At 70.6% G+C, this 18,092-nt stretch carries 18 protein-coding genes; 4 read left to right on the top strand and 14 right to left on the bottom strand.

The window, feature by feature from the left end; translation table 11 throughout:
• Positions 1-10: 10 nt before the first annotated feature.
• The 6 genes from DJ017_RS01415 to moaA are packed head-to-tail and all read right to left on the bottom strand — an operon-like array spanning position 11 to position 3,945.
• The gene (locus tag DJ017_RS01415) at positions 11-1,201 is read right to left on the bottom strand and encodes a molybdopterin molybdotransferase MoeA (RefSeq protein WP_133255359.1); all 1,191 of its coding nucleotides are present in this window, start codon (positions 1,199-1,201) and stop codon (positions 11-13) included.
• Positions 1,198-1,665 (bottom strand): cyclic pyranopterin monophosphate synthase MoaC, encoded by a 468-nt coding sequence (gene moaC / locus DJ017_RS01410; RefSeq protein WP_111527030.1) that lies wholly within the window; start codon positions 1,663-1,665, stop codon positions 1,198-1,200. The genes DJ017_RS01415 and moaC overlap by 4 nt, the downstream gene beginning before the upstream one ends.
• Positions 1,662-2,216: a molybdenum cofactor biosynthesis protein B gene (gene moaB / locus DJ017_RS01405; protein WP_111527029.1), complete on the bottom strand. Its 555-nt coding sequence runs from the start codon at positions 2,214-2,216 to the stop codon at positions 1,662-1,664. Before moaB ends, moaC begins: the two co-directional genes overlap by 4 nt.
• Positions 2,213-2,674, bottom strand: coding sequence for a molybdenum cofactor biosynthesis protein MoaE (locus tag DJ017_RS01400; RefSeq protein WP_111527028.1), 462 nt, complete (start codon positions 2,672-2,674; stop codon positions 2,213-2,215). Before DJ017_RS01400 ends, moaB begins: the two co-directional genes overlap by 4 nt.
• Positions 2,671-2,913 carry a MoaD/ThiS family protein gene (locus DJ017_RS01395; RefSeq protein ID WP_111527027.1) on the bottom strand — a complete coding sequence of 81 codons (243 nt, stop codon included), beginning with the start codon at positions 2,911-2,913 and terminating at the stop codon, positions 2,671-2,673. The genes DJ017_RS01400 and DJ017_RS01395 overlap by 4 nt, the downstream gene beginning before the upstream one ends.
• A 3-nt stretch (positions 2,914-2,916) precedes the next feature.
• Positions 2,917-3,945: a GTP 3',8-cyclase MoaA gene (gene moaA, locus DJ017_RS01390; protein ID WP_111527026.1), complete on the bottom strand. Its 1,029-nt coding sequence runs from the start codon at positions 3,943-3,945 to the stop codon at positions 2,917-2,919.
• A 29-nt stretch (positions 3,946-3,974) separates the two neighbouring features.
• Here moaA and DJ017_RS01385 point away from each other — a divergent pair, with 29 nt between their 5' ends.
• On the top strand, positions 3,975-4,613 hold the full coding sequence (locus tag DJ017_RS01385; protein WP_226999977.1) for a nucleotidyltransferase family protein: 639 nt from the start codon (positions 3,975-3,977) through the stop codon (positions 4,611-4,613).
• Here DJ017_RS01385 and cyoD read toward each other — a convergent pair.
• The 6 genes from cyoD to DJ017_RS01355 form a co-directional block, all read right to left on the bottom strand.
• A complete protein-coding gene (gene cyoD, locus DJ017_RS01380; protein WP_111527025.1) occupies positions 4,610-5,023 on the bottom strand; it encodes a cytochrome o ubiquinol oxidase subunit IV in 414 nt (137 codons plus the stop codon). The two genes, DJ017_RS01385 and cyoD, sit on opposite strands and share 4 nt — an antisense overlap.
• Positions 5,020-5,712, bottom strand: coding sequence for a cytochrome c oxidase subunit 3 (locus tag DJ017_RS01375; RefSeq protein ID WP_111527024.1), 693 nt, complete (start codon positions 5,710-5,712; stop codon positions 5,020-5,022). The genes cyoD and DJ017_RS01375 overlap by 4 nt, the downstream gene beginning before the upstream one ends.
• Positions 5,709-7,736: a cbb3-type cytochrome c oxidase subunit I gene (locus DJ017_RS01370; RefSeq protein ID WP_111527023.1), complete on the bottom strand. Its 2,028-nt coding sequence runs from the start codon at positions 7,734-7,736 to the stop codon at positions 5,709-5,711. The genes DJ017_RS01375 and DJ017_RS01370 overlap by 4 nt, the downstream gene beginning before the upstream one ends.
• Positions 7,736-8,653 carry a ubiquinol oxidase subunit II gene (gene cyoA, locus DJ017_RS01365; protein ID WP_226999976.1) on the bottom strand — a complete coding sequence of 306 codons (918 nt, stop codon included), beginning with the start codon at positions 8,651-8,653 and terminating at the stop codon, positions 7,736-7,738. The genes DJ017_RS01370 and cyoA overlap by 1 nt, the downstream gene beginning before the upstream one ends.
• 96 nt (positions 8,654-8,749) lie before the next feature.
• Positions 8,750-10,951, bottom strand: coding sequence for a xanthine dehydrogenase family protein molybdopterin-binding subunit (locus DJ017_RS01360; protein WP_111527022.1), 2,202 nt, complete (start codon positions 10,949-10,951; stop codon positions 8,750-8,752).
• A gap of 14 nt (positions 10,952-10,965) precedes the next feature.
• On the bottom strand, positions 10,966-11,475 hold the full coding sequence (locus tag DJ017_RS01355; protein WP_111527021.1) for a (2Fe-2S)-binding protein: 510 nt from the start codon (positions 11,473-11,475) through the stop codon (positions 10,966-10,968).
• Between the two features lie 180 nt (positions 11,476-11,655).
• Between DJ017_RS01355 and DJ017_RS01350 the strand changes: the two genes are divergently transcribed.
• The 3 genes from DJ017_RS01350 (at position 11,656) to DJ017_RS01340 (ending at position 13,990) form a co-directional block, all read left to right on the top strand.
• Positions 11,656-12,009: a c-type cytochrome gene (locus DJ017_RS01350; RefSeq protein WP_111527020.1), complete on the top strand. Its 354-nt coding sequence runs from the start codon at positions 11,656-11,658 to the stop codon at positions 12,007-12,009.
• Positions 12,010-12,018: 9 nt separating this feature from the next.
• Positions 12,019-12,903, top strand: a complete 885-nt coding sequence (locus tag DJ017_RS01345) for an NAD(P)-dependent oxidoreductase (RefSeq protein ID WP_111527019.1) — start codon at positions 12,019-12,021, stop codon at positions 12,901-12,903.
• Positions 12,904-12,973: 70 nt separating this feature from the next.
• Positions 12,974-13,990, top strand: coding sequence for a phosphotransferase (locus tag DJ017_RS01340; protein ID WP_111527018.1), 1,017 nt, complete (start codon positions 12,974-12,976; stop codon positions 13,988-13,990).
• Here DJ017_RS01340 and DJ017_RS01335 read toward each other — a convergent pair.
• Both DJ017_RS01335 and DJ017_RS01330 read right to left on the bottom strand, forming a co-directional pair.
• Complete coding sequence (locus DJ017_RS01335; RefSeq protein WP_111529917.1) at positions 13,987-15,663, bottom strand: MFS transporter; 1,677 nt, start codon at positions 15,661-15,663, stop codon at positions 13,987-13,989. The genes DJ017_RS01340 and DJ017_RS01335 overlap by 4 nt on opposite strands.
• Before the next feature lie 68 nt (positions 15,664-15,731).
• The gene (locus tag DJ017_RS01330) at positions 15,732-18,089 is read right to left on the bottom strand and encodes a PAS domain S-box protein (RefSeq protein ID WP_226999975.1); all 2,358 of its coding nucleotides are present in this window, start codon (positions 18,087-18,089) and stop codon (positions 15,732-15,734) included.
• Between the last annotated feature and the right edge of the window lie 3 nt (positions 18,090-18,092).

The raw sequence follows: 18,092 nt of genomic DNA, 5'->3' as shown, positions 1-18,092 counted from the left end.
CCGCCCTGCGCTACGCCCGCGACAGCGGCAGCGCCTCGACCACCTCGCCGGCCGCGACCGCCGGCGCGCCCGGCGCCCGGCGCAGCAGCGCGTCCGAGACCGCGAAGACGCTGACCAGCGACGAATCCTGATCCCGGTAGGGACGGATCCGCACCTCGCCGGCCTCATAGGTCAGCTTGGCGCGCATCCAGTGCTCGCGCGGGCCGTTGGCCGGCAGGTCTTCGTCGAGCGTCGCCGGAACGGTGGCGGGCTGGGGCTCGGCTCCCTGATAGGCGTTGACGATCGGACGCAGGAACATCTCGGCGCAGACGAAGGCCGAGGCGGGATTGCCGGGCAGGCCCAGCATCCGCCGCCCATCGCCGAGCACGCCGAAGAAGGTCGGTTTGCCGGGCCGCACCGCCACGCTCTGCACCCGGTAGTCGAGGCCCAGCGCCTCGCCGGCCGTGCGCACCAGGTCGTGGTCGCCCACCGAGGCGCCGCCCACGGTCACTACAAGGTCGGCCTCCGCCGTGCGCAGGGCCTCGATCACCGCCTCCAGTTGGTCGCGCACGGGCTTGGCGCGGGTCACCTCGGCGCCCCAGCCGGCGACCATGGCCGCCAGGGCCGGAGCCCCGGAGTCGTAGATCTGAAACGGCCCGGGGTTCGCCGGCGCCTCGACGATCTCCTCGCCGGTCGAGATCAGGGCGACGCGCGGGCGGCGCCGGACCTTCACCTGGGCCCGTCCGGCCGAGGCGGCCAGCGACAGCCGCCACGGATCGATGCGCACGCCGGGCTGCAGCAGGACCTGGCCCTTCCTGAAATCGCCGCCGGCGGGACGGACGTGGCGGCCGGCCGCGGCCTGCGGCACGCGCACCTGTTCGCCCTCGCGGCTGGCGTCCTCCTGGATCACCACAGCGTCGCAGCCGGCCGGCAGGGCCGCGCCGGTGAAGATGCGCACGGCCTGGCCGGCCGTGACCTCGCCCTCGTAGCCGTGGCCGGCCGCGCTCTCGCCGACGATGGCGCGAAGGCCCTCGCCGTCGGCGCTGCGCACCGCCCAGCCGTCCATGGCGGAGGCGGCGAACGGCGGCTGGTCGCGGACGGCGGCGACCTCCTCGGCCAGCACTCGGCCGATGCTGGCCGCGAGCGGAACCGGCTCCACGGGCAGGGCGGCGATCTCCGCCAGCATCCGCGCCCGCGCCTCGTCCACGGGAAGAAGCTTCATGCGGTCCAGTCGCCCGACTTGCCGCCGGATTTGGCGACCAGGCGCACCGCCTCGATGACCATGCCCTTCTCGGCGGCCTTCAGCATGTCGTAGAGCGTGAGGCAGGCCACCGACACGGCGGTCAGCGCCTCCATCTCCACCCCCGTTTGACCGCTGGTCTTGACCCGTGCCGTGACGGCGAGGCCGCCCTCCGCCGGCTCGACCCGGACCTCGGCCTTGGTGATCGCCAGCGGGTGGCACATGGGGATCAGGTCGGAGGTCTTCTTGGCGGCCATGACGCCGGCGATCTCGGCGACCGCGCGCACGTCGCCCTTCCGGCCCTCGCCGGACAGCGCCAGCCTCAGGGTCTCGGGGCTCATGCGGACGAACCCCTCGGCAACCGCTTCGCGCGCGGTGACCGCCTTGTCCGAGACGTCGACCATGCGGGCGCGGCCGGTCTCGTCGATGTGGGTGAGCTTGCTCACTGCTCCATCAGCCGCGGCATCAGCTCGACCATGTTGCAGGGGCCGTGGCGGCTGTCGAGCTGGGCGGAGATCACCTTGTCCCAGCCGTCCTTCACCGCCCCGTTGGAGCCGGGCAGGCAGAAGACGAAGACCCCCTTCACGATGCCAGCCAGGGCCCGGGACTGAAGGGTGGAAAGGCCCACCGACTGGTAGCTGACCAGGTGGAAGATCACCGAGAAGCCGTCGAGCTCCTTGTCGAACAGCGGCCGGATGGCCTCGGGTGTCACGTCCCGGCCGGTGATGCCGGTGCCGCCGGTGGTGACGATGGCCTCGACCTCGCCCGACGCGACCCAGGCGCTCACCTGGCCGCGGATCGCCTCGATGTCGTCGCGCACGATGGCCCGACCGGCCAGCTCGTGGCCCGCGCCGGTGACGCGTTCGGCCAGGATGTTGCCGGAGGTGTCGCTCTCCTCGTCGCGCGTGTCGGAGATCGTCAGGACGGCGATCTTCACCGCCTTGACCGGCTTGTTGGTGTCGATCTTGCCGCCGGGCGCGAATGCGGGGGCGTTCATGACTGGCTCTCCTTCTCGTCCCAGCGGGCGGCGTCGGAATAGTCCTCGGCCCGCGGCTCGATCCAGCGCGCGCCGGCCGGGCCGTGCTCCTTCTTCCAGAAGGGGGCGCGCGACTTCAAGTAATCCATCAGGAAGTCACAGGCCTCGAACGCGGCCCGCCGGTGCCGGGCGGCCGTGGCCACGAAGACGATCGGCTCGCCGGGGGCGATGCGGCCGACCCGATGGCGGATCATCAGGTCGTCGATGCCGAAGCGGCTCAGCGCCTCCTCGGCGATCTTGCCGATCTCCGCCTCGGTGAAGCCCGGATAACCCTCGAGCTCAAGGATCTTGGCCTCCCCGCCCTCGGCGCGGGCCAGGCCGGTGAAGCTCGCCACGGCGCCCACCTCGCTGCGACCGGCGCTGAACTGGCTCAGCAGGGCGCCCGGGTCGAAGGGCTGTTCGGTCAGCGCGATGCTCATCCGCCGCTCATCGGAGGCAGGAAGGCGACCTCGGTCGCCGGCCCGAGCGGCCGGTCGCCGCGGACGATCGCCTGGTCGAGAGCGACCTGAATGCCGGGGGCGGACAGCGCCTCGCCGAGCCGCTCGTCCTCCTCGGCGAGGATCGCCTTCAGCGCGGCGATCGATGCCGCCTCGGTGATCTCGCGCTCGCGCCAGCCGGCGACATCGCGCAAGGGACCGAACAGGAGGACCCGCGCCAAGGCTCAGCCTCCCGTCGTCGACATGTGGCGCGCCACGGCGGGGGCAGCGTCGCGGGCGATCCGGAAGTCGTGGCCCTTCGGCTTGGCGTCGACGCCATGGCGGATGGCCTCGATCAGCTCGGCGTCCGAGGCGCCGGCGCGGAGGACCGCGCGCAGGTCGGTGGCGTCCTCCTGGCCGAGGCAGGTGTGCAGCGTGCCCGTGCAGGTCAGGCGCACCCGGTTGCAGGCCTCGCAGAAATTGTGGCTGAGCGGGGTGATGAAGCCGAGCCGCCCGCCGGTCTCCGCCACCTCGACGTAGCGGGCCGGCCCGCCGGTGGAGAGCGGGATGTCCTTGAGCGTCCAGAAGCTTTCCAGCTCGCGGCGCAGGTCGCTGAGCGAGAGGTACTGGTCCGTGCGGTCGGTCTCCACCTCGCCCATCGGCATGGTCTCGATGAGGGTGACGTCGAGGCCGCGGCCATGGGCCCACCTGATCAGCTCGGGGATCTCGCCGGCGTTGTCGTCCTTCAGGGCCACGGCGTTGACCTTGACCTGCAGGCCGGCCGCCTGGGCGGCCTCGATCCCGGCCAGCACCTTGGTGAGGTCCCCGCCGCGGGTGAGACGCCGGAACAGGCCGGGCTTCAGGGTGTCCAGCGAGACGTTGATCCGCCGCACGCCCAGGCCGGCCAGCTCGCCGGCGAACTCGGCCAGCCGCGTGCCGTTGGTGGTCAGGGTCAGCTCGTCCAGCGCGCCGCTCTTCAGATGGCGCGAGAGGCTCTCGAAGAGCCCCATCACGCCCTTGCGGACGAGTGGCTCGCCGCCGGTCAGCCGCAGCTTCCTCACGCCGAGCGAGACGAAGGCCGAGGCGATGCGGTCCAGCTCTTCCAGCGTCAGCACCTCCCGCTTGGGCAGGAAGGTCATGTGCTCGGCCATGCAGTAGACACAGCGCAGGTCGCAGCGGTCGGTGACCGAGACCCGCAGATAGGTCACGGTGCGGCCGAAGCCGTCGACCAGCCTGGACTGGCCTTGCGCGGAGCTGGCGTCATAGGGCGTCATGCGCCCTGAAACATAGAGAGGAACGGGCCGTGGCGACAGGGGGCCTGGCGACAGGGGGCGTGGCCAAAGGCGCGGAGACGACGCAGCGGCTGGAAGCCATCGTGCTCGCCGCCGGCGCCGGCGTCCGCTTCGGCGGGGGCAAGCTCACCGCGCCGCATGGCGAGGGGGTGCTGCTGGAAAGCGCCCTGCGCGCCGCCCTCGCCGCGCCCGTGCGGGCGGTGACCGTCGTCACCGGCGCGGACGCCGAGGCGGTGGCCGCCGTGGCGCGCGCCTTCGATCCGCGCCTGCGGATCCGCCATGCGCCAGAGCACGCCGAGGGCATGGGCGCGTCGCTGCGCGCCGGGGTCGCCGCCTTGCCGCCGGACACCGACGGCGTCTTCGTCTTCCTCGGCGACATGCCGCGCGTGCCGACGGCCGTGCTGCGGCCGATGGCCGAGGCGCTGGCGCGGGGCGCGGCCGCCGCGGCGCCGGTGTTCGAGGGTCGGCGCGGCAATCCGGTGCTGCTCGGCCGCGCCCTCTTCCCGCAGCTCCTGGATCTGAAGGGGGACACCGGCGCCCGGGCGGTTCTGCAGGCGCTCGGCGATGAGCTCGCCCTGGTGGAGGCGCCCGACGACGGAGTGCTGTTCGACGTCGACCGTCCGGCCGACCTGCCGACGGCGCGCGGCTAGCGCTGCATCTCCACCATCTGCGGCATCGGCATCATGTTCTGGTGCAGGTTGTTCATGATCCAGATGGAGCCCGCCACCACCAGGAAGACCACCAGCAGGCCGAAGGCCAGGGCGAGCACGTTGTTGGTGTTGTCCGGGCCGGTGGTGATGTGCAGGAAGAAGACCAGGTGGACGCCCATCTGGGCGATCGCCAGGACGATCAGCGCCACCGGGATCGCCGGGGCCCAGATCAGGTGCGTCGAGGCCGCCCAGAACGAGGCGATGGTCAGGATCGTCGCGAAGCCCAGGCCGACCAGGTAGTTGCGCACCCAATGGCCGGCGCTCTCCTCGGGCTCGTCGCCCGGCGCGTGATCTTCGCGGACGACCTCGTCGTCGGCGTACTGGTGAGGGTCGAACTCGAGGTCGCTCATGAGATGGATCCCATCAGGTAGACGACCGAGAAGATCGCCACCCAGACGATGTCGAGCGCGTGCCAGAACAGGTTGAAGCAGATCAGCCGGTGCATGATCTCGTGGCGGAAGCCCTTCACCTGCAGCTGCGCCATCATGGTGGCGAGCCACAGCCCGCCGACGCTGACGTGCAGGCCGTGGCAGCCGACGAGCGAGTAGAAGGCGGTCAGGAAGGCGCTGCGCTGGGGCGTCGCGCCGGCGGCGGCGAGCTCCAGGAATTCCTGCAGCTCCAACCCCACGAAGCCCAGTCCCAAGAGCCCGGTCAGCGCCAGGAAGACCTGGGTCCAGAGCAGGTTCTTGGCGTTGGTCGCGGCGAACGACAGGCCGCAGGTGAAGCTGGAGGCCAGCAGGAAGGTGGTCTCCCAGGCGACGCGCGTGGTGTCGACGATCTGCCGCGCCGTCGGCCCGCCGGCCGTCTGGCCCTGCAGCACGGCATAGGCCGCGAAAAAGCAGGAGAAGATGACGATGTCGCTGAGCAGGAAGATCCAGAAGCCGTAGCCGACGATGATCCGCTTGCTGGCCGGACCGGTCTGGCCGTGACCGGCGCCGGGAACCGGCTCGCGGCCATGGCCCCGGTGGCCCAGGCGATGCGGGTCCTCGCGCTGGCGGCGGATCGCCTCGGCGCTGGCGGGGAAGGGGATGTCGCTCATGCGCCCGCTCCTTCCGGGGTCCCCTCGGCCGCCGCCATCCGCGCCAGGGCGGCTTCGCGAGACGCGCGGCGGGCCCGGTCGGCCTGCGCCACCTCCTCGGCCGGCACCTCGAACTCGTGGACGTCACGCCAGGCGAAGACCACGAAGCCGGCGAACGCCGCCACGAGCGCCAGAATCGCCAGCCACCAGATGTGCCAGATCATGGCGAAGCCGAAGACGCTGGCGAAGAAGGCGGTGTAGATCCCGACCGGGCTGTTGATCGGCATCTCGATCGGCCGGTAGCGCGGTTCGGGGCTCATCTGCTGGGTTTCGATGGCCCGCTGCTTGATGCCCCAGTAGGCCTCCTCGCCCTCGACGTTCGGCAGGACGGCGAAGTTGAAGAACGGCGGCGGGGAGGGCGTGGCCCATTCCAGCGAGCGGCCGTCCCAGGGGTCGCCGGTGACGTCGCGCAGCTTCTCGCGGTCGCGGATACTGACCACCAGCTGCGCGACCTGGGCGACCACGCCGACGATCAGGATGGCCACCCCGACCACCGAGACGTAGAGCATCGGCCGCCACTCCTCGATGTTGATGTGCTGCAGGCGGCGGGTCATGCCCTCCAGCCCGAGCACGTAGAGCGGCGCGAAGGTTACCCAGAAGCCGACGAAGGCGAACCAGAAGGCGGCCTTGCCAAGGCCTTCGTGCAGCCGGAAGCCGAACGCCTTGGGGAACCAGAACTCGAGCCCCGCGAAGATCGCGAACACCACCCCGCCGACGATGACGTTGTGGAAGTGGGCGACCAGGAACATCGAGTTGTGGGTCAGGAAGTCGGCCGGCGGGATGGCCAGCAGCACGCCGGTCAGGCCGCCGATGACGAAGGTGAAGATGAAGCCCAGCGACCACAGCATGGGGACCTCCATCCGCACGCGGCCGCCGTACATGGTGAAGATCCAGTTGTAGATCTTCACGCCGGTGCCGACGGCGATGACGCTGGAGGCGATGCCGAAGAAGGTGTTCACCGCGGGCCCGGCGCCCATGGTGAAGAAGTGGTGCAGCCAGACCATCATCGAGACGATGCAGATGAACAGGGTCGCCGCGACCATCGAGCGATAGCCGAACAGCGGCTTGCCCGAGAAGGTGGGGAAGATCTCCGAGTAGATCCCGAAGGCCGGCAGCACCAGGATGTAGACCTCCGGGTGGCCCCAGGCCCAGATCAGGTTCATGAACATCATCGGGCTGCCGCCCGCGTCGTTCGTGAAGAAGTGGAAGCCGAGGTAGCGGTCAAGGGTGAGCATCGCCAGGGTGGCGGTGAGGATCGGGAACACCGCGATGATCAGCAGGCAGGAGGCGAGCGCCGTCCAGGTGAACACCGGCATGCGCAGGTAGCTCATGCCGGGACATCGCATCTTCAGCACCGTCGTGACGATGTTGATGCCGGTGATCAGGGTGCCGACCCCGGAGATCTGCACGGCCCACAGGTAGTAGTCGACGCCGACCCCGGGCGAGTAGCCGACCTCGCTGAGCGGCGGATAGGGCAGCCAGCCGGTGCGCGCGAACTCGCCGACGAACAGCGACACATTGACCAGGAAGGCGCCCGAGGCGGTCAGCCAGAAGCCCACCGAGTTGAAGGTCGGGAACGCCACGTCGCGGACCCCGAGTTGCAGCGGCACCAGGAAGTTCATGAACCCCAGCACCAGCGGCATGGCGCCGAACAGGATCATGATCGTCCCGTGGGCGGAGAAGATCTGGTTGTAGTGCTCGGGCGGCAGGTAGCCCTGGGCGCCGATCGCCATCGCCTGCTGGGTGCGCATCATGATCGCGTCGGCGAAGCCGCGGATCAGCATCACGACCCCGAGGAGGACGTACATCACGCCGATCCGCTTGTGGTCGACCGAGGTGATCCATTCCTTCCAGAGGTAGGGCCACCAGCCCTTGACGGTGACCAGCACCAGCACGCCGATCAGGATCGCCATCACCGCCAGCGAGGTGATCAGCGGGATGGGCTGGCTGAGGGGGATGGCCGAGAGGCTGAGCTTGCCGAACATCAGTGGTGTCCCCCGGTCGAGACTTCACGTCCGGCGTGCGCGGGGTTCTCCGGTTCGGGCCCCGGCGCCGGCGGGATCTTCTGCGTCGCCACGGCCTGGAAGAGCTGCGGGTCGATCGCCGAGTAGGTCGACGGCGGCACGTTCTGGCTTTGCCGCGCGAGGACCGCGTAGGCCGCCTGGTCGAGCACCGGGCCGCCGCCCCTGGCCGCCTGGGCCCAGGCGGCGAACTGGTCGGCGGGCACGCTCCGGACCTGGAACTGCATGTCCGAGAAGCCGTCGCCCGAGAAATGCGCCGAGACGCCGAACAGGTTGGCCGGATGATCCGCCTGCAGGTGCAGCTGCGAGACCATCCCGGGCATGGCGTAGATCATCGAGCCCAGCCGGGGCACGAAGAAGACGTTGAACACGCTCGCCGAGGTGATCGAGAAGTGGACCGGCGTGCCCGCCGGCACCACCAGCTGGTTGACCGTCGCCACCCCCTGCTGCGGGTAGATGAACAGCCACTTCCAGTCGAGCGAGACGACCTGCACCTCGAGCGGCGGCGTCTTCGAGGGCAGCGGCCGGAACGGGTCAAGCTTGTAGGAGCCGATCCAGATCACCCCGCCGATGAACATGATGGTGAGGATCGGGATCGACCAGACCACCGCCTCGATCCGACCGGAGTAGGACCAGTTCGGCAGGTACTCGGCCTTGGTGTTGGAGGCGCGGTAGCGCCAGGCCATCCAGAACGCGAGCAGGATCGTCGGGATGATGATCGCCAGCATGATGATCGTGGCGACGATCAGGATGTTGGCGTCGTCGCGGCCGACAGGCCCGACGGGATCGAGCACGCCGGAGCAGGCTGCGGCCGGCAGGGCGCCGCCGACGGCTGCGGCGACGGTGCGCCAGGTCCTGCGGTGAGCCGATCGCAGCCGCACGCCGTCTCTCCAGTCCCAAGGGCTGGAGGGTCAACAGCGGCGCTGGACGCAAGTTCCCCGGGCGCAGCAATTGGCGCCCGGGTTGCAGCCGGTCGGTCAGGCCTTCACGAAGGGCAGGGCGGTGGTCGGAGCTTGGCCCATGGCGAGCAGGGCGTTGGCCACGGCCGGGGCGATCACGGGCGTGCCGGGCTCGCCGACGCCGCTCGGCGGATTGGCCGAGGGAACGATGTAGGTCTCCACGGTCGGCGCCTCGGAGTTCCGCAGCACCCGGTAGCCGTCGAAGTTGGACTGCTCCACCTCGCCGTCCTTCATGGTGATCTTGCCGAACAGGGCCGCAGAGAGGCCAAGGCAGGTGCCGCCCTCCATCTGTGCCGCGATCTGATCTGGCGAGATCGCCGTGCCGCAGTCGATGGCCGTGACCACCCGGCCGATCTTGGGCTGGCCGTTCTCCAGCTTCACCTCGGCGATCTGGGCGACCACGGAGCCGAAGCTCTCGTGGACCGCGACGCCGCGGGTCCATCCGGCGGGCGGCGGGGTCGTCCAGCCGGCCTTCTCGGCCGCCAGGTTGAGCACCGCCAGGTGCCGGGCCGCGCCGGCCTTGGCGTAGAGGGTGCGGCGATACTCCACCGGATCCTTGCCGGCCTTCTTCGCCAGCTGGTCGATGGTGTGCTCCATGACGAAGGCGGTGTGGGTCGCCCCCACCGATCGCCACCACAGCACCGGCACGCCGACGTCGGGCGACAGCAGCTGGGCGTCGACCACGGGCGTGGCCTTCAGACAGGGCGAATCCGAGGCGCCTTCGACCGACGTCGGGTCCACCTTGGGCGTGCCCATGGGCGAGCCCTTCATGATCGACTGTGTGACCACGCGATGACGCCAGGTGGCCGGCAGACCGTCCTTGTCCAGGGTCACGCGCACCGCGTGGTGGACCATGGGCCGGTAGTAGCCGGCGCGCATGTCGTCCTCGCGCGTCCAGACCAGCTTCACCGGCCGGCCGCCGCCGACCTTCTTGGCGACCTGCACCGCCTCGGCCACGTAGTCGGACTGGAAGTTGGTCCGCCGGCCGAACGAGCCGCCGGCGAACAGGGTCTGTACCTCGACGTTGCCCGGCAGATTGCCGACGATCTTGGCGGCGTTGAGCTGGTCCAACGTCGGGCCCTGGGAGCCGTGGATCAGCTTGCAGCTCTGGCCCTTGACGATGGCCACGCAGTCCATCGGCTCCATGGTCGCATGGGCCAGGTACGGGAAGTCGTAGGTGACCTCCACCGCCGCCTGGCCGCCTGCCGCCTTCGCCGCCTCGCCCTTGGAGCCGAAGGCCTGCCAGGCGGTCTTGCCCGTGGGCTGCGCCTTGCCGGCCGCGAGGTCGGCGTAGAGCTTGGAGAGCTGATCGGTGCCGCGGGTCTCCGCCTTGGTGAAGTCCCACTTCACCTTCAGGGCGTCGCGTCCCTGACGGGCGGCCCAGGTGTTGTCGGCCACGACCGCGACGCCGGTCGGGATCTGGAAGACGTCAACCACGCCGGGCACCTTGCGCGCCGCGCTGTCGTCGAACGAGACGACCTTGCCGCCGAACTTCGGCGCATGGGCGACCATCGCCGTCAGCATGTTCGGCAGGTGGATGTCCTGGGTGTAGGTGGCCGTCCCGGTGCTCTTGGCCACGGCGTCCTTACGGCGGACCCGGTCGGTGCCGATCAGGCTGAAGGTCTTCGGATCCTTCAGCACCGGAGCCTTGGGCGGCGCCACCTTGGCCGCGTCCGGCAGCAGCTCGGCGAAGGTCGCCTGCTGGGCGCCGCCGTTATGGCTGACGACGCCATTCTTCACGGCGATCTCGGCGACCGGCACGTTCCACTTCGTCGCCGCGGCCTGGACGAACATCGCCCGCGCCGCGGCGCCTGCGGTCCTGAGCTGCATCCAGGAGTTCGGGATGGCGGAGGAGCCCCCGGTGCCCTGAACGCCCATGGCCGAGTTGGCGTAGACCTTGGCGTTCGCCGCGGCGTGCTCGGTCTTCACCTTGTCCCAGTCGGCGTCCATCTCCTCGGCGGCGATGGCCGCCAGGCCGGCGTGGTTCCCTTGGCCGAATTCGATGTGCTTGCAGATCACAGTGACCCAGCCGTCGGGGGCCACCTTGATGAAGGGGCCGAAGGCGCCGAAGTCGTGCGGCGCGCCCATGCTCATGATGTCGACCATCATATTGGCGGGCGAGCAGCCGACCAGCAGGGCGCCGCCGGCGAGGGTCGCGCCGACGGTCAGGGCTTCGCGGCGGGTGGCGCCTTGCGCCAGGCGTTGCAGGGGCTTGTTCATCGTGCGGCCTCCCCTTAGACGCCGGCCGCCGGCTTCGGAGCCGGGACTTCGATCGGCGGCGGATTGGCGGCGACCTGCGGCAGGCCGGCGGCGTCCTTGATCGCCTCGCGGATGCGCTGGTAGGCCCCGCAGCGGCAGATGTTCCCGTCCATGGCCGAGGCGATCTCCTCGTCGCTCGGATGCGGCTTCTGCTCGAGCAGGGCGACCGCGCTCATGATCTGGCCGGACTGGCAGTAGCCGCACTGCGGCACATCGTGCTTCACCCAGGCCTGTTGTACCGGGTGGGCGCCGCCGAGCCCTTCGATCGTGGTGATCTTGGCGGTTCCCAGCACGCCGATCGGCGTCGAGCACGAGCGGATCGGCTGGCCGTCCGCGAGCACCGTGCAGGCGCCGCACTGGCCGACCCCGCAGCCGTACTTCGAGCCCGTCATCAGGAGCTCGTCGCGGAGCACCCAGAGCAGGGGCGTGTCGGCCGCCGCCTTCACGTCCACAGGTTTGCCGTTGATCTGCAGCGTCGTCGCCATGCGCGCCTCTCCCCGAACCGCTTTGCGTCGCGCCATCCTAACGCCGTTCAGACTGGCCCGTAAATCGCGCCGAGGGCTCTCCAGCAGTAGCCTCAAAGGTTGCCCCAAAGGTTGCCCTGGCGTCGCCTGGGCGGCTACTAGGCGCGGCAAGGGAAAAGAACAGGTTCGGGGACCCAGGACATGAAGACCTTTGGCTATGCCGCGGCGGCGCTCGCCATGAGCCTCGCGGCCGCGCCCGCCTTCGCCCAGGACGGCGCCCAGCTCTTCAACATGCAGTGCAAGATGTGCCACGGCCCGGCCAGCACGGTGATGGCCCCGGCGCTCGCCGGCGTCGCGGGCGCGAAGATCGCCGCCCGCCAGGATTTCGCCTATTCGCCCGCCCTCAAGGCCAAGGACGGCGCCTGGACCGACGCCAACCTCGACGCCTTCCTGAAGGCGCCGATGGCCTTCGCGCCCGGCACCCGCATGCCGGTGTCGGTGCCCGACGACGCCAATCGCGCGGCGATCGTCGCCTACCTGCACACCCTGAAATAGCCGCCGCCGATGGACGCCTTTCCCGCCTTCTTCCCCCTCGCCGGCCGGGTGGTGGTGGTGGCCGGGACGGGTCCCGCGGCCGAGGCCAAGGCGCGGCTGTTCGACGGCTCCCCCGCGCGGATCATTCGCCTCGCCGGGGAGGCGGCGTTCAATCCGAAGGCCTACGCCGGCGCGAGCCTCGTCTTCATCGGCTCCGATGACGACGCCTTCGCCGAGGCCGCTGCCGCGGCCGCGCGCGCCGCCCGCGTGCCGGTGAACGTGGCCGACCGGCCGGCCCTCTGCGATTTCACCACCCCGGCCGTGATCGACCGGGGCGAGGTGGTGGCGGCCATCGGCACCGGCGGCGCCTCGCCCATGCTCGCCACCCTGCTGCGTCAGGACATCGAGGCCCGTGTGCCGGAAGGCGCCGGCCGGGTCGCCGCCCTGTTCCGCGGCCTGCAGGACGAGGTCCGCCAGGCTCTGCCCGAGCCGCATCGCCGCCGCGCCTTCCTGCGCGCCGCCCTCAATGGGCCTGCCGCGCGGGCGGCGATGGAGGGCGACATGGAGCGCGCCTCGCGGCTGCTGCGCGACGCGCTCGCCTCCGGCCATGCCGGCGCCGGCATGGTGCAGTTCATCGACGCGCGCGGGCCCGCCGAGCGGCTGTCGCTGAAGGCCGCCAGGGCGCTCGCCGCCGCCGACGTGCTGATCGCGGACGAGGGCGCCGACGCCGAGGTCATGGGCCTCGCCCGGCGCGACGCCGACCGGCTGGAACATGGGGCGCCGGAGCGCCTGGCCGAGCTCGCCGCCCGCGGCCTCAAGGTCGCGCGTCTGGTCACCGCGGTCGAATGGCGTCGCGAGGCGCAGGCCCTGGCGGAGCTCGGGGTGGAGATCGAGGTCCTGCCCATCGCCACCTAAATAATGCCCGGATAAATATAGACAGGGAATTTTCGCCCGGGTATTAAGCCGGTTCATCTGGAGCCCGGCCATGCCTCACCCCATTCCCGAAGCCCGCCGCGCCGACGTCGCGGCCGCGCTCGTCGCCGCCTTCGGGACGTCCGAGCTGGACGCCGAGCCGGTCGTGCTCTCGGGCGGCCTCTCCGGGGCGCGCCTGCTGCGCATCCGGCTCGGTGGCGTGCCCTATGTGCTGCGGCTGGAGGCCGAAGCCTCGCCCTACGCCCCGCCGGCGCGGGCGCGGACCTACGCCTGCATGCGCGCCGCGGCCGAGGCCGTGCTCTCGCCCCGGGTTTGGCACGCCGATCCGGCGGCGGGGATCACCATCATCGACTTCATCCCCCAGGCGCCGCTCGCTGACTATCCCGGCGATGGCGAGGGGATGCTCGTCGAGCTCGCCCAGTCGCTGCGCGTGCTGCATCAGCTTCCGCCCTTCCCGGCGGAGGTGGACTTCCTGGACGGCGTCGCCGGCCTCATCGAGCGCCACCTCGCCGCGGGCCTGCTGTCGCCCGAGACGACGGCCGAGGTGTTCGAGCGCTTCCAGGAGCTGAGAACGCTCTATCGGCCCCGGCCGGCGGACCTCGTGTCGAGCCACAACGACCTCAATCCGGCGAACATCCTCTACGACGGGCGCCGGCTGTGGCTGATCGACTGGGAGGTGGCCTTCCTCGCCGACCGCTTCCTCGACCTCGCCGCGGTCGCCAACTGGTTCGGCCAGGACGCCTCGGGAGAGCGGCGGCTGCTCGGCGCCTACTTCGGACGCGAGCCCGAGGGCGACGAGCTCGGCCGCCTGCGGCTGATGCGCCAGGCCAACCACGTCTACTACGGCGTCATCTTCCTGATCGGCGCGGCCGCCGAACGGCCGGGCGTGCGGCTCGGCGGGGATGCGCTTCGCGGCCCCTCGCTCGAGGAACTTCGCCAGCGGCTGCGGACCGGCGGCCTGGACCTCGCGAGCTGGGAGAACCGCATCGCCTACGGCAAGGCGCGCCTCTCGGCGGCCCTCGTCGGGATGCGCGACACGACGTTCGGCGCCGCCCTCGCCGCCCTCTAGCGGTCGAGCGGGCGCTCCTTGGTCTCCGGCAGCAGCAACAGGCAGCTCACCACCGACAGGGCGGTGAAGGCGAACGGGTACCAGAGGCCGGAGTAGATGTTGCCCACGGCGGCGACGATGGCGAAGGCGGTGAACGGCACGAAGCCGCCGATCCAGCCGGTGCCGATGTTGTAGGGCAGCGACATGGCCGTGTAGCGGATCCGCGTCGGGAAGAGCTCCACCAGGCAGGCGGCGATCGGGCCGTAGAGCGCGGTGGCGGCGATCACGAAGACCAGCAGCACCGCGAAGGCGCCCGGCAGGTTCATGCGCGTCGGATCGGCCTTGGCGGGATAGCCGCCATGGGCGAGCGCGGCCTTCACCTTGGTCTCCACGCTGGTCTTCAGCGCCTTGGCGACGTCCTTCGGCAGGCCGCGCGCGTCGGCGGACGGGATGGTCACCAGCCCGACCCGGACCTGCGCCGTCGTGCCGGGCGGAGCGGCGACGTTCCGGTAGGAGACCCCGGCGTTGGCGAGCGTGCTCTTGGCGATGTCGCAGGAGGAGGTGAAGCTCGCCTTGCCGACGGGATCGAACTGCAGCGAGCAGTCGGCCGGATCGGCGACGACCGAGACCGGCGTGCGCGCCTCGGCCTCGGCCAGGGCCGGGTTCAGCGTCTTCGCCAGGCCATGGAAGCCCGGGAAGTAGGCGACCAGCATGAGGGTCATGCCGAACAGCATCACCGGCTTCCGACCGAACTTGTCGGACAGCCAGCCGAACACGACGTAGAGCACCGCGCTCACCGCCGTGGCGCAGATCATCAAGGTGTTGATGGTCTCCGGCGCAACCTTCAGGAACTTCTCCATGAAGGTCTGGGTGTAGAAGAAGGCGGTGTACCAGACCGCGCCCTGGGCGCTCATGATCGCCACCAGGGCGATCAGCACGATCTTCAGGTTCTGCCACTGGCCGAACGACTCGCGGAACGGCGCATCGGTGCCTTCGCCGCTTTCCTTCATGCGCGCGAACTCGGGGCTCTCGGAGAGCTTGAGGCGCATGAAGATCGAGATCGCCAGCAGGGCGGCCGACACCAGGAACGGGATCCGCCAGCCCCAGGCGTCGAAGGCCGCCGGGCCGAACGCCCGGCCGACGACGATGCGGCTCGCCAGGATCACCAGCAGGGCGGCGAGCAGGCCGAAGGCCGCCGAGGTCTGCACCCAGCCCGTGGACCGCCCGCGGGCGTTCACGGCCGCGTGCTCGGCAACATAGATCGCCGCCCCGCCGTATTCGCCGCCGAGCGCGAAGCCCTGGATGATGCGCATGAGCACGAGGAGCGCCGGCGCCATCAGCCCGGCGGTGGCGTAGGAGGGCAGCAGGCCGATGCCGACCGTCGCCCCGCCCATCAGGGCCACGGTCACCAGGAACGCGCCCTTGCGGCCCAGCCGGTCGCCGATCCGGCCGAACACCAGGGCCCCGATAGGGCGGAACAGGAAGCCCGTGCCGAACAGCGCCAGGGCGGCGATGTAGCCGGCGGTCTCGGGCAGGCCCGAGAAGAAGGTCTTGGAGATGATCTGGGTGAGGCTTCCGAAGACGAAGAAGTCGTACCACTCGAACGTCGTGCCGGCCGAAGACGCGGCCACCACCGTCGTCAGCGACGTCGTCTTAGCGGGCGCGCCTGCGCCCTCCGCGGAAACGTCCGCCATCCCGATCACCTCCCCGAACGCGAAGGGCAAGCTCTAGCACCGGTGATGGCTTTTCCAAGCCCGCGCGGTCAGGCGACGGCGCTGTTGTCTTCGACTTCCGCCCCCGCGACCTGGCTGAGCCGGGCGATCTCGGCGACCAGGGCGGCCGGCGAGATCGGCTTGCCGACCACCCCGTCCATGCCGGCGTCGAGATAGTGCCGCTGCTGGTGCGACAGCACATTGGCGGTCAGCGCGACGATCGGGGTGGCCGCGGCGGCCCCGCCCAGGGTGCGGATCCGGCGCGCGGCCTCCAACCCGTCGATGCCCGGCATCTGCACGTCCATCAGGATCAGGTCGAAGCCGCCCCGCTCTGCGGCCTCGATGCCGAGATAGCCGTCGGCCGCCGTCTCCACCGAGGCCCCGAGGCTCTCCAGCAGCTTGGTGGCGATCATGCGGTTGGTGGCGTTGTCTTCCACGACCAGCACCCTCAGGCCCTCGAGCACCGGCGCGATCTCGTCGGCCACCACCGCCTGGGCGTCGGCCGGCTCGGCGGCGATCTCCAGCCAGAAGGTGGAGCCCTGGCCCTCGGTCGAGACGAAGCCGACGTCGCCGGACATCATCTCGGCCAGGCGCTTGGTGATGGTCAGCCCCAGGCCCGAGCCGCCGAAACGGCGGGTGGTCGAGGCGTCGCCCTGGTCGAAGCGCTGGAAGATGCGGCCCTGGGCGTCGGCCGGAATGCCGACGCCGGTGTCCTCCACCTCGAAGCGCAGGGTGGACGCGGTCGGCGTGAAGCAGACGATCCTGACGTGGCCGGTCTCGGTGAACTTCACCGCATTGCCGACCAGGTTGAACAGCGCCTGGCGCAGCCGGACCGGGTCGGCGCGCACCCAGCCGACCTGGGCCGCCACGTCGGTCTGAAGCGTCAGGCCCTTGGCCTCCGCCTGGGGCCGCAACAGGCGCGCGACCCCCTCCACCAGGGCGGCGACGTCGACCGGCTCGCAGGCCAGCTCCAGGCGCCCGGCCTCGATCTTGGAGAAGTCAATGACGTCGTTGAGCAGCTCAGCCAGCATCTGGCCGCAGGACAGCGCCTCCTCCAGCATCCGCCGGCCTTCCTCGCTGATCTTCTCGGTCTTGAGGAGGTGCAGCACGCCCATGACCCCGTTCATCGGCGTGCGGATCTCGTGGCTCATGTTGGCCAGGAAGGCGGCCTTCGCCTCGGCCCCGGCCTCGGCCGCCTGCTGGGCTTCCCGGAGCGCGATTTCCTGGCGCTTGCGGGTGTCGAAGTCCTGGACGAGGCCCACGGCCTTCAGCCAGCGGCCGTTGCGGGCGACCTTGAGGTGGTGCGAGACGCGGATCCAGCGGGTCTCGCCGTCGGGGCGGACGATGCGCGCCTCGAACGCCTCGCCGGAGCGCTTCGAGCCGGTGTGCAGCGCCCGGAAGGAGGTGCGCACGTGCTCCAGGTCGTCCGGATGGAAGCCCGGGAAGCGCAGCTGGGTCGCCTCCTCGTAGGTGGCGTTCTTCTGGCCCGTCAGCCGCTGGAATTCGGGCGAGGCCCAGAAGGTCTTGGTGACGTGGTCGATCTCGTAGACGCCGGCGTCGGCGGCCGCGAGGGCGAGCTTGAGACGCCTTGCGTTGGCCTGGGCCTCGGCGCGGGCCTTGCGCATCTGCTGCTCGCCCCGGCGAGCGGCGTCGCGCGCCTCGGCCAGCTCGGTGATGTCCTCGGAGATGCCCTTCAGGACGAAGACGCCCTGCGCCGCCGGCTCGGTCCGCACGGTGACCCGCACCGTCATCCAGCGGTCGTGGGCCTTGATCTTGTGCTCGAACTGCGGCGCCTCGCCGGTCTTGGCGGCGCGGCCGAGGATCTTCTGCACACGCTTGCGGTCGCGAGGCTCCAGCAGGCCGGCGAAGTCGTCGGCGCTGACGACCTTCTCGCGGTCGAGGCCGATCATGCTGACGATCTCGTCGGACCACCAGATGCGGTCCTGCACGGGGTCGTAGCTCCAGATGCCGATGCCCGCCGAGGCGCCCAGCAGCTTGCGGGTCCGCCGCGCCTCGGCCAGCTCCTCGGCCCGCGCCCGCTCCTCGGTCGCGTCGCGCATGGTGACGATGTGGGAGCCGTCCTCCAGCATCTGGCGCCGCGCCGCGTACCAGGTGTGGGAGCCGTTCTTGCCGCGGATGCGGACCTCGGTCTCGAACACCCCGCCGGGCTTCGACTTGGCGAGCCGCGCGCGCACAGCCGGCCGGTCGTCGGGATGGAAGAAGTCGATGGCGGGGAAGCCGATGAGCTCGGCCTCGGTCCAGCCGGTCAGCCGCTCCCAGGCCGGGTTCACCAGCCGGAAGCGCCCGTCCGGGCCGACCACATGCATGAGATCCTGGCTGTTCTCGAACAGCCAGCGGATCATCTCAGGCTTGTCGGCCGCCGCGCTTGAAGCGCCTGTTCTGGCCATCGC

This window comes from Phenylobacterium soli, assembly GCF_003254475.1.
Lineage (GTDB): Bacteria > Pseudomonadota > Alphaproteobacteria > Caulobacterales > Caulobacteraceae > Phenylobacterium > Phenylobacterium soli.
Note: the sequence above shows the minus strand (reverse complement) of the source record. Positions and strands in the feature narration are given on the sequence as shown.

Coding starts and splice junctions, on each gene's coding strand:
- DJ017_RS01415 (WP_133255359.1), bottom strand. CDS start 1,201: ATGAAGCTTCTTCCCGTGGACGAGGCGCGGGCGCGGATGCTGGCGGAG.
- moaB (WP_111527029.1), bottom strand. CDS start 2,216: ATGAACGCCCCCGCATTCGCGCCCGGCGGCAAGATCGACACCAACAAG.
- DJ017_RS01400 (WP_111527028.1), bottom strand. CDS start 2,674: ATGAGCATCGCGCTGACCGAACAGCCCTTCGACCCGGGCGCCCTGCTG.
- moaA (WP_111527026.1), bottom strand. CDS start 3,945: ATGACGCCCTATGACGCCAGCTCCGCGCAAGGCCAGTCCAGGCTGGTC.
- cyoD (WP_111527025.1), bottom strand. CDS start 5,023: ATGAGCGACCTCGAGTTCGACCCTCACCAGTACGCCGACGACGAGGTC.
- DJ017_RS01375 (WP_111527024.1), bottom strand. CDS start 5,712: ATGAGCGACATCCCCTTCCCCGCCAGCGCCGAGGCGATCCGCCGCCAG.
- DJ017_RS01370 (WP_111527023.1), bottom strand. CDS start 7,736: ATGTTCGGCAAGCTCAGCCTCTCGGCCATCCCCCTCAGCCAGCCCATC.
- DJ017_RS01360 (WP_111527022.1), bottom strand. CDS start 10,951: ATGAACAAGCCCCTGCAACGCCTGGCGCAAGGCGCCACCCGCCGCGAA.
- DJ017_RS01355 (WP_111527021.1), bottom strand. CDS start 11,475: ATGGCGACGACGCTGCAGATCAACGGCAAACCTGTGGACGTGAAGGCG.
- DJ017_RS01350 (WP_111527020.1), top strand. CDS start 11,656: ATGAAGACCTTTGGCTATGCCGCGGCGGCGCTCGCCATGAGCCTCGCG.
- DJ017_RS01345 (WP_111527019.1), top strand. CDS start 12,019: ATGGACGCCTTTCCCGCCTTCTTCCCCCTCGCCGGCCGGGTGGTGGTG.
- DJ017_RS01340 (WP_111527018.1), top strand. CDS start 12,974: ATGCCTCACCCCATTCCCGAAGCCCGCCGCGCCGACGTCGCGGCCGCG.
- DJ017_RS01335 (WP_111529917.1), bottom strand. CDS start 15,663: ATGGCGGACGTTTCCGCGGAGGGCGCAGGCGCGCCCGCTAAGACGACG.
- DJ017_RS01330 (WP_226999975.1), bottom strand. CDS start 18,089: ATGGCCAGAACAGGCGCTTCAAGCGCGGCGGCCGACAAGCCTGAGATG.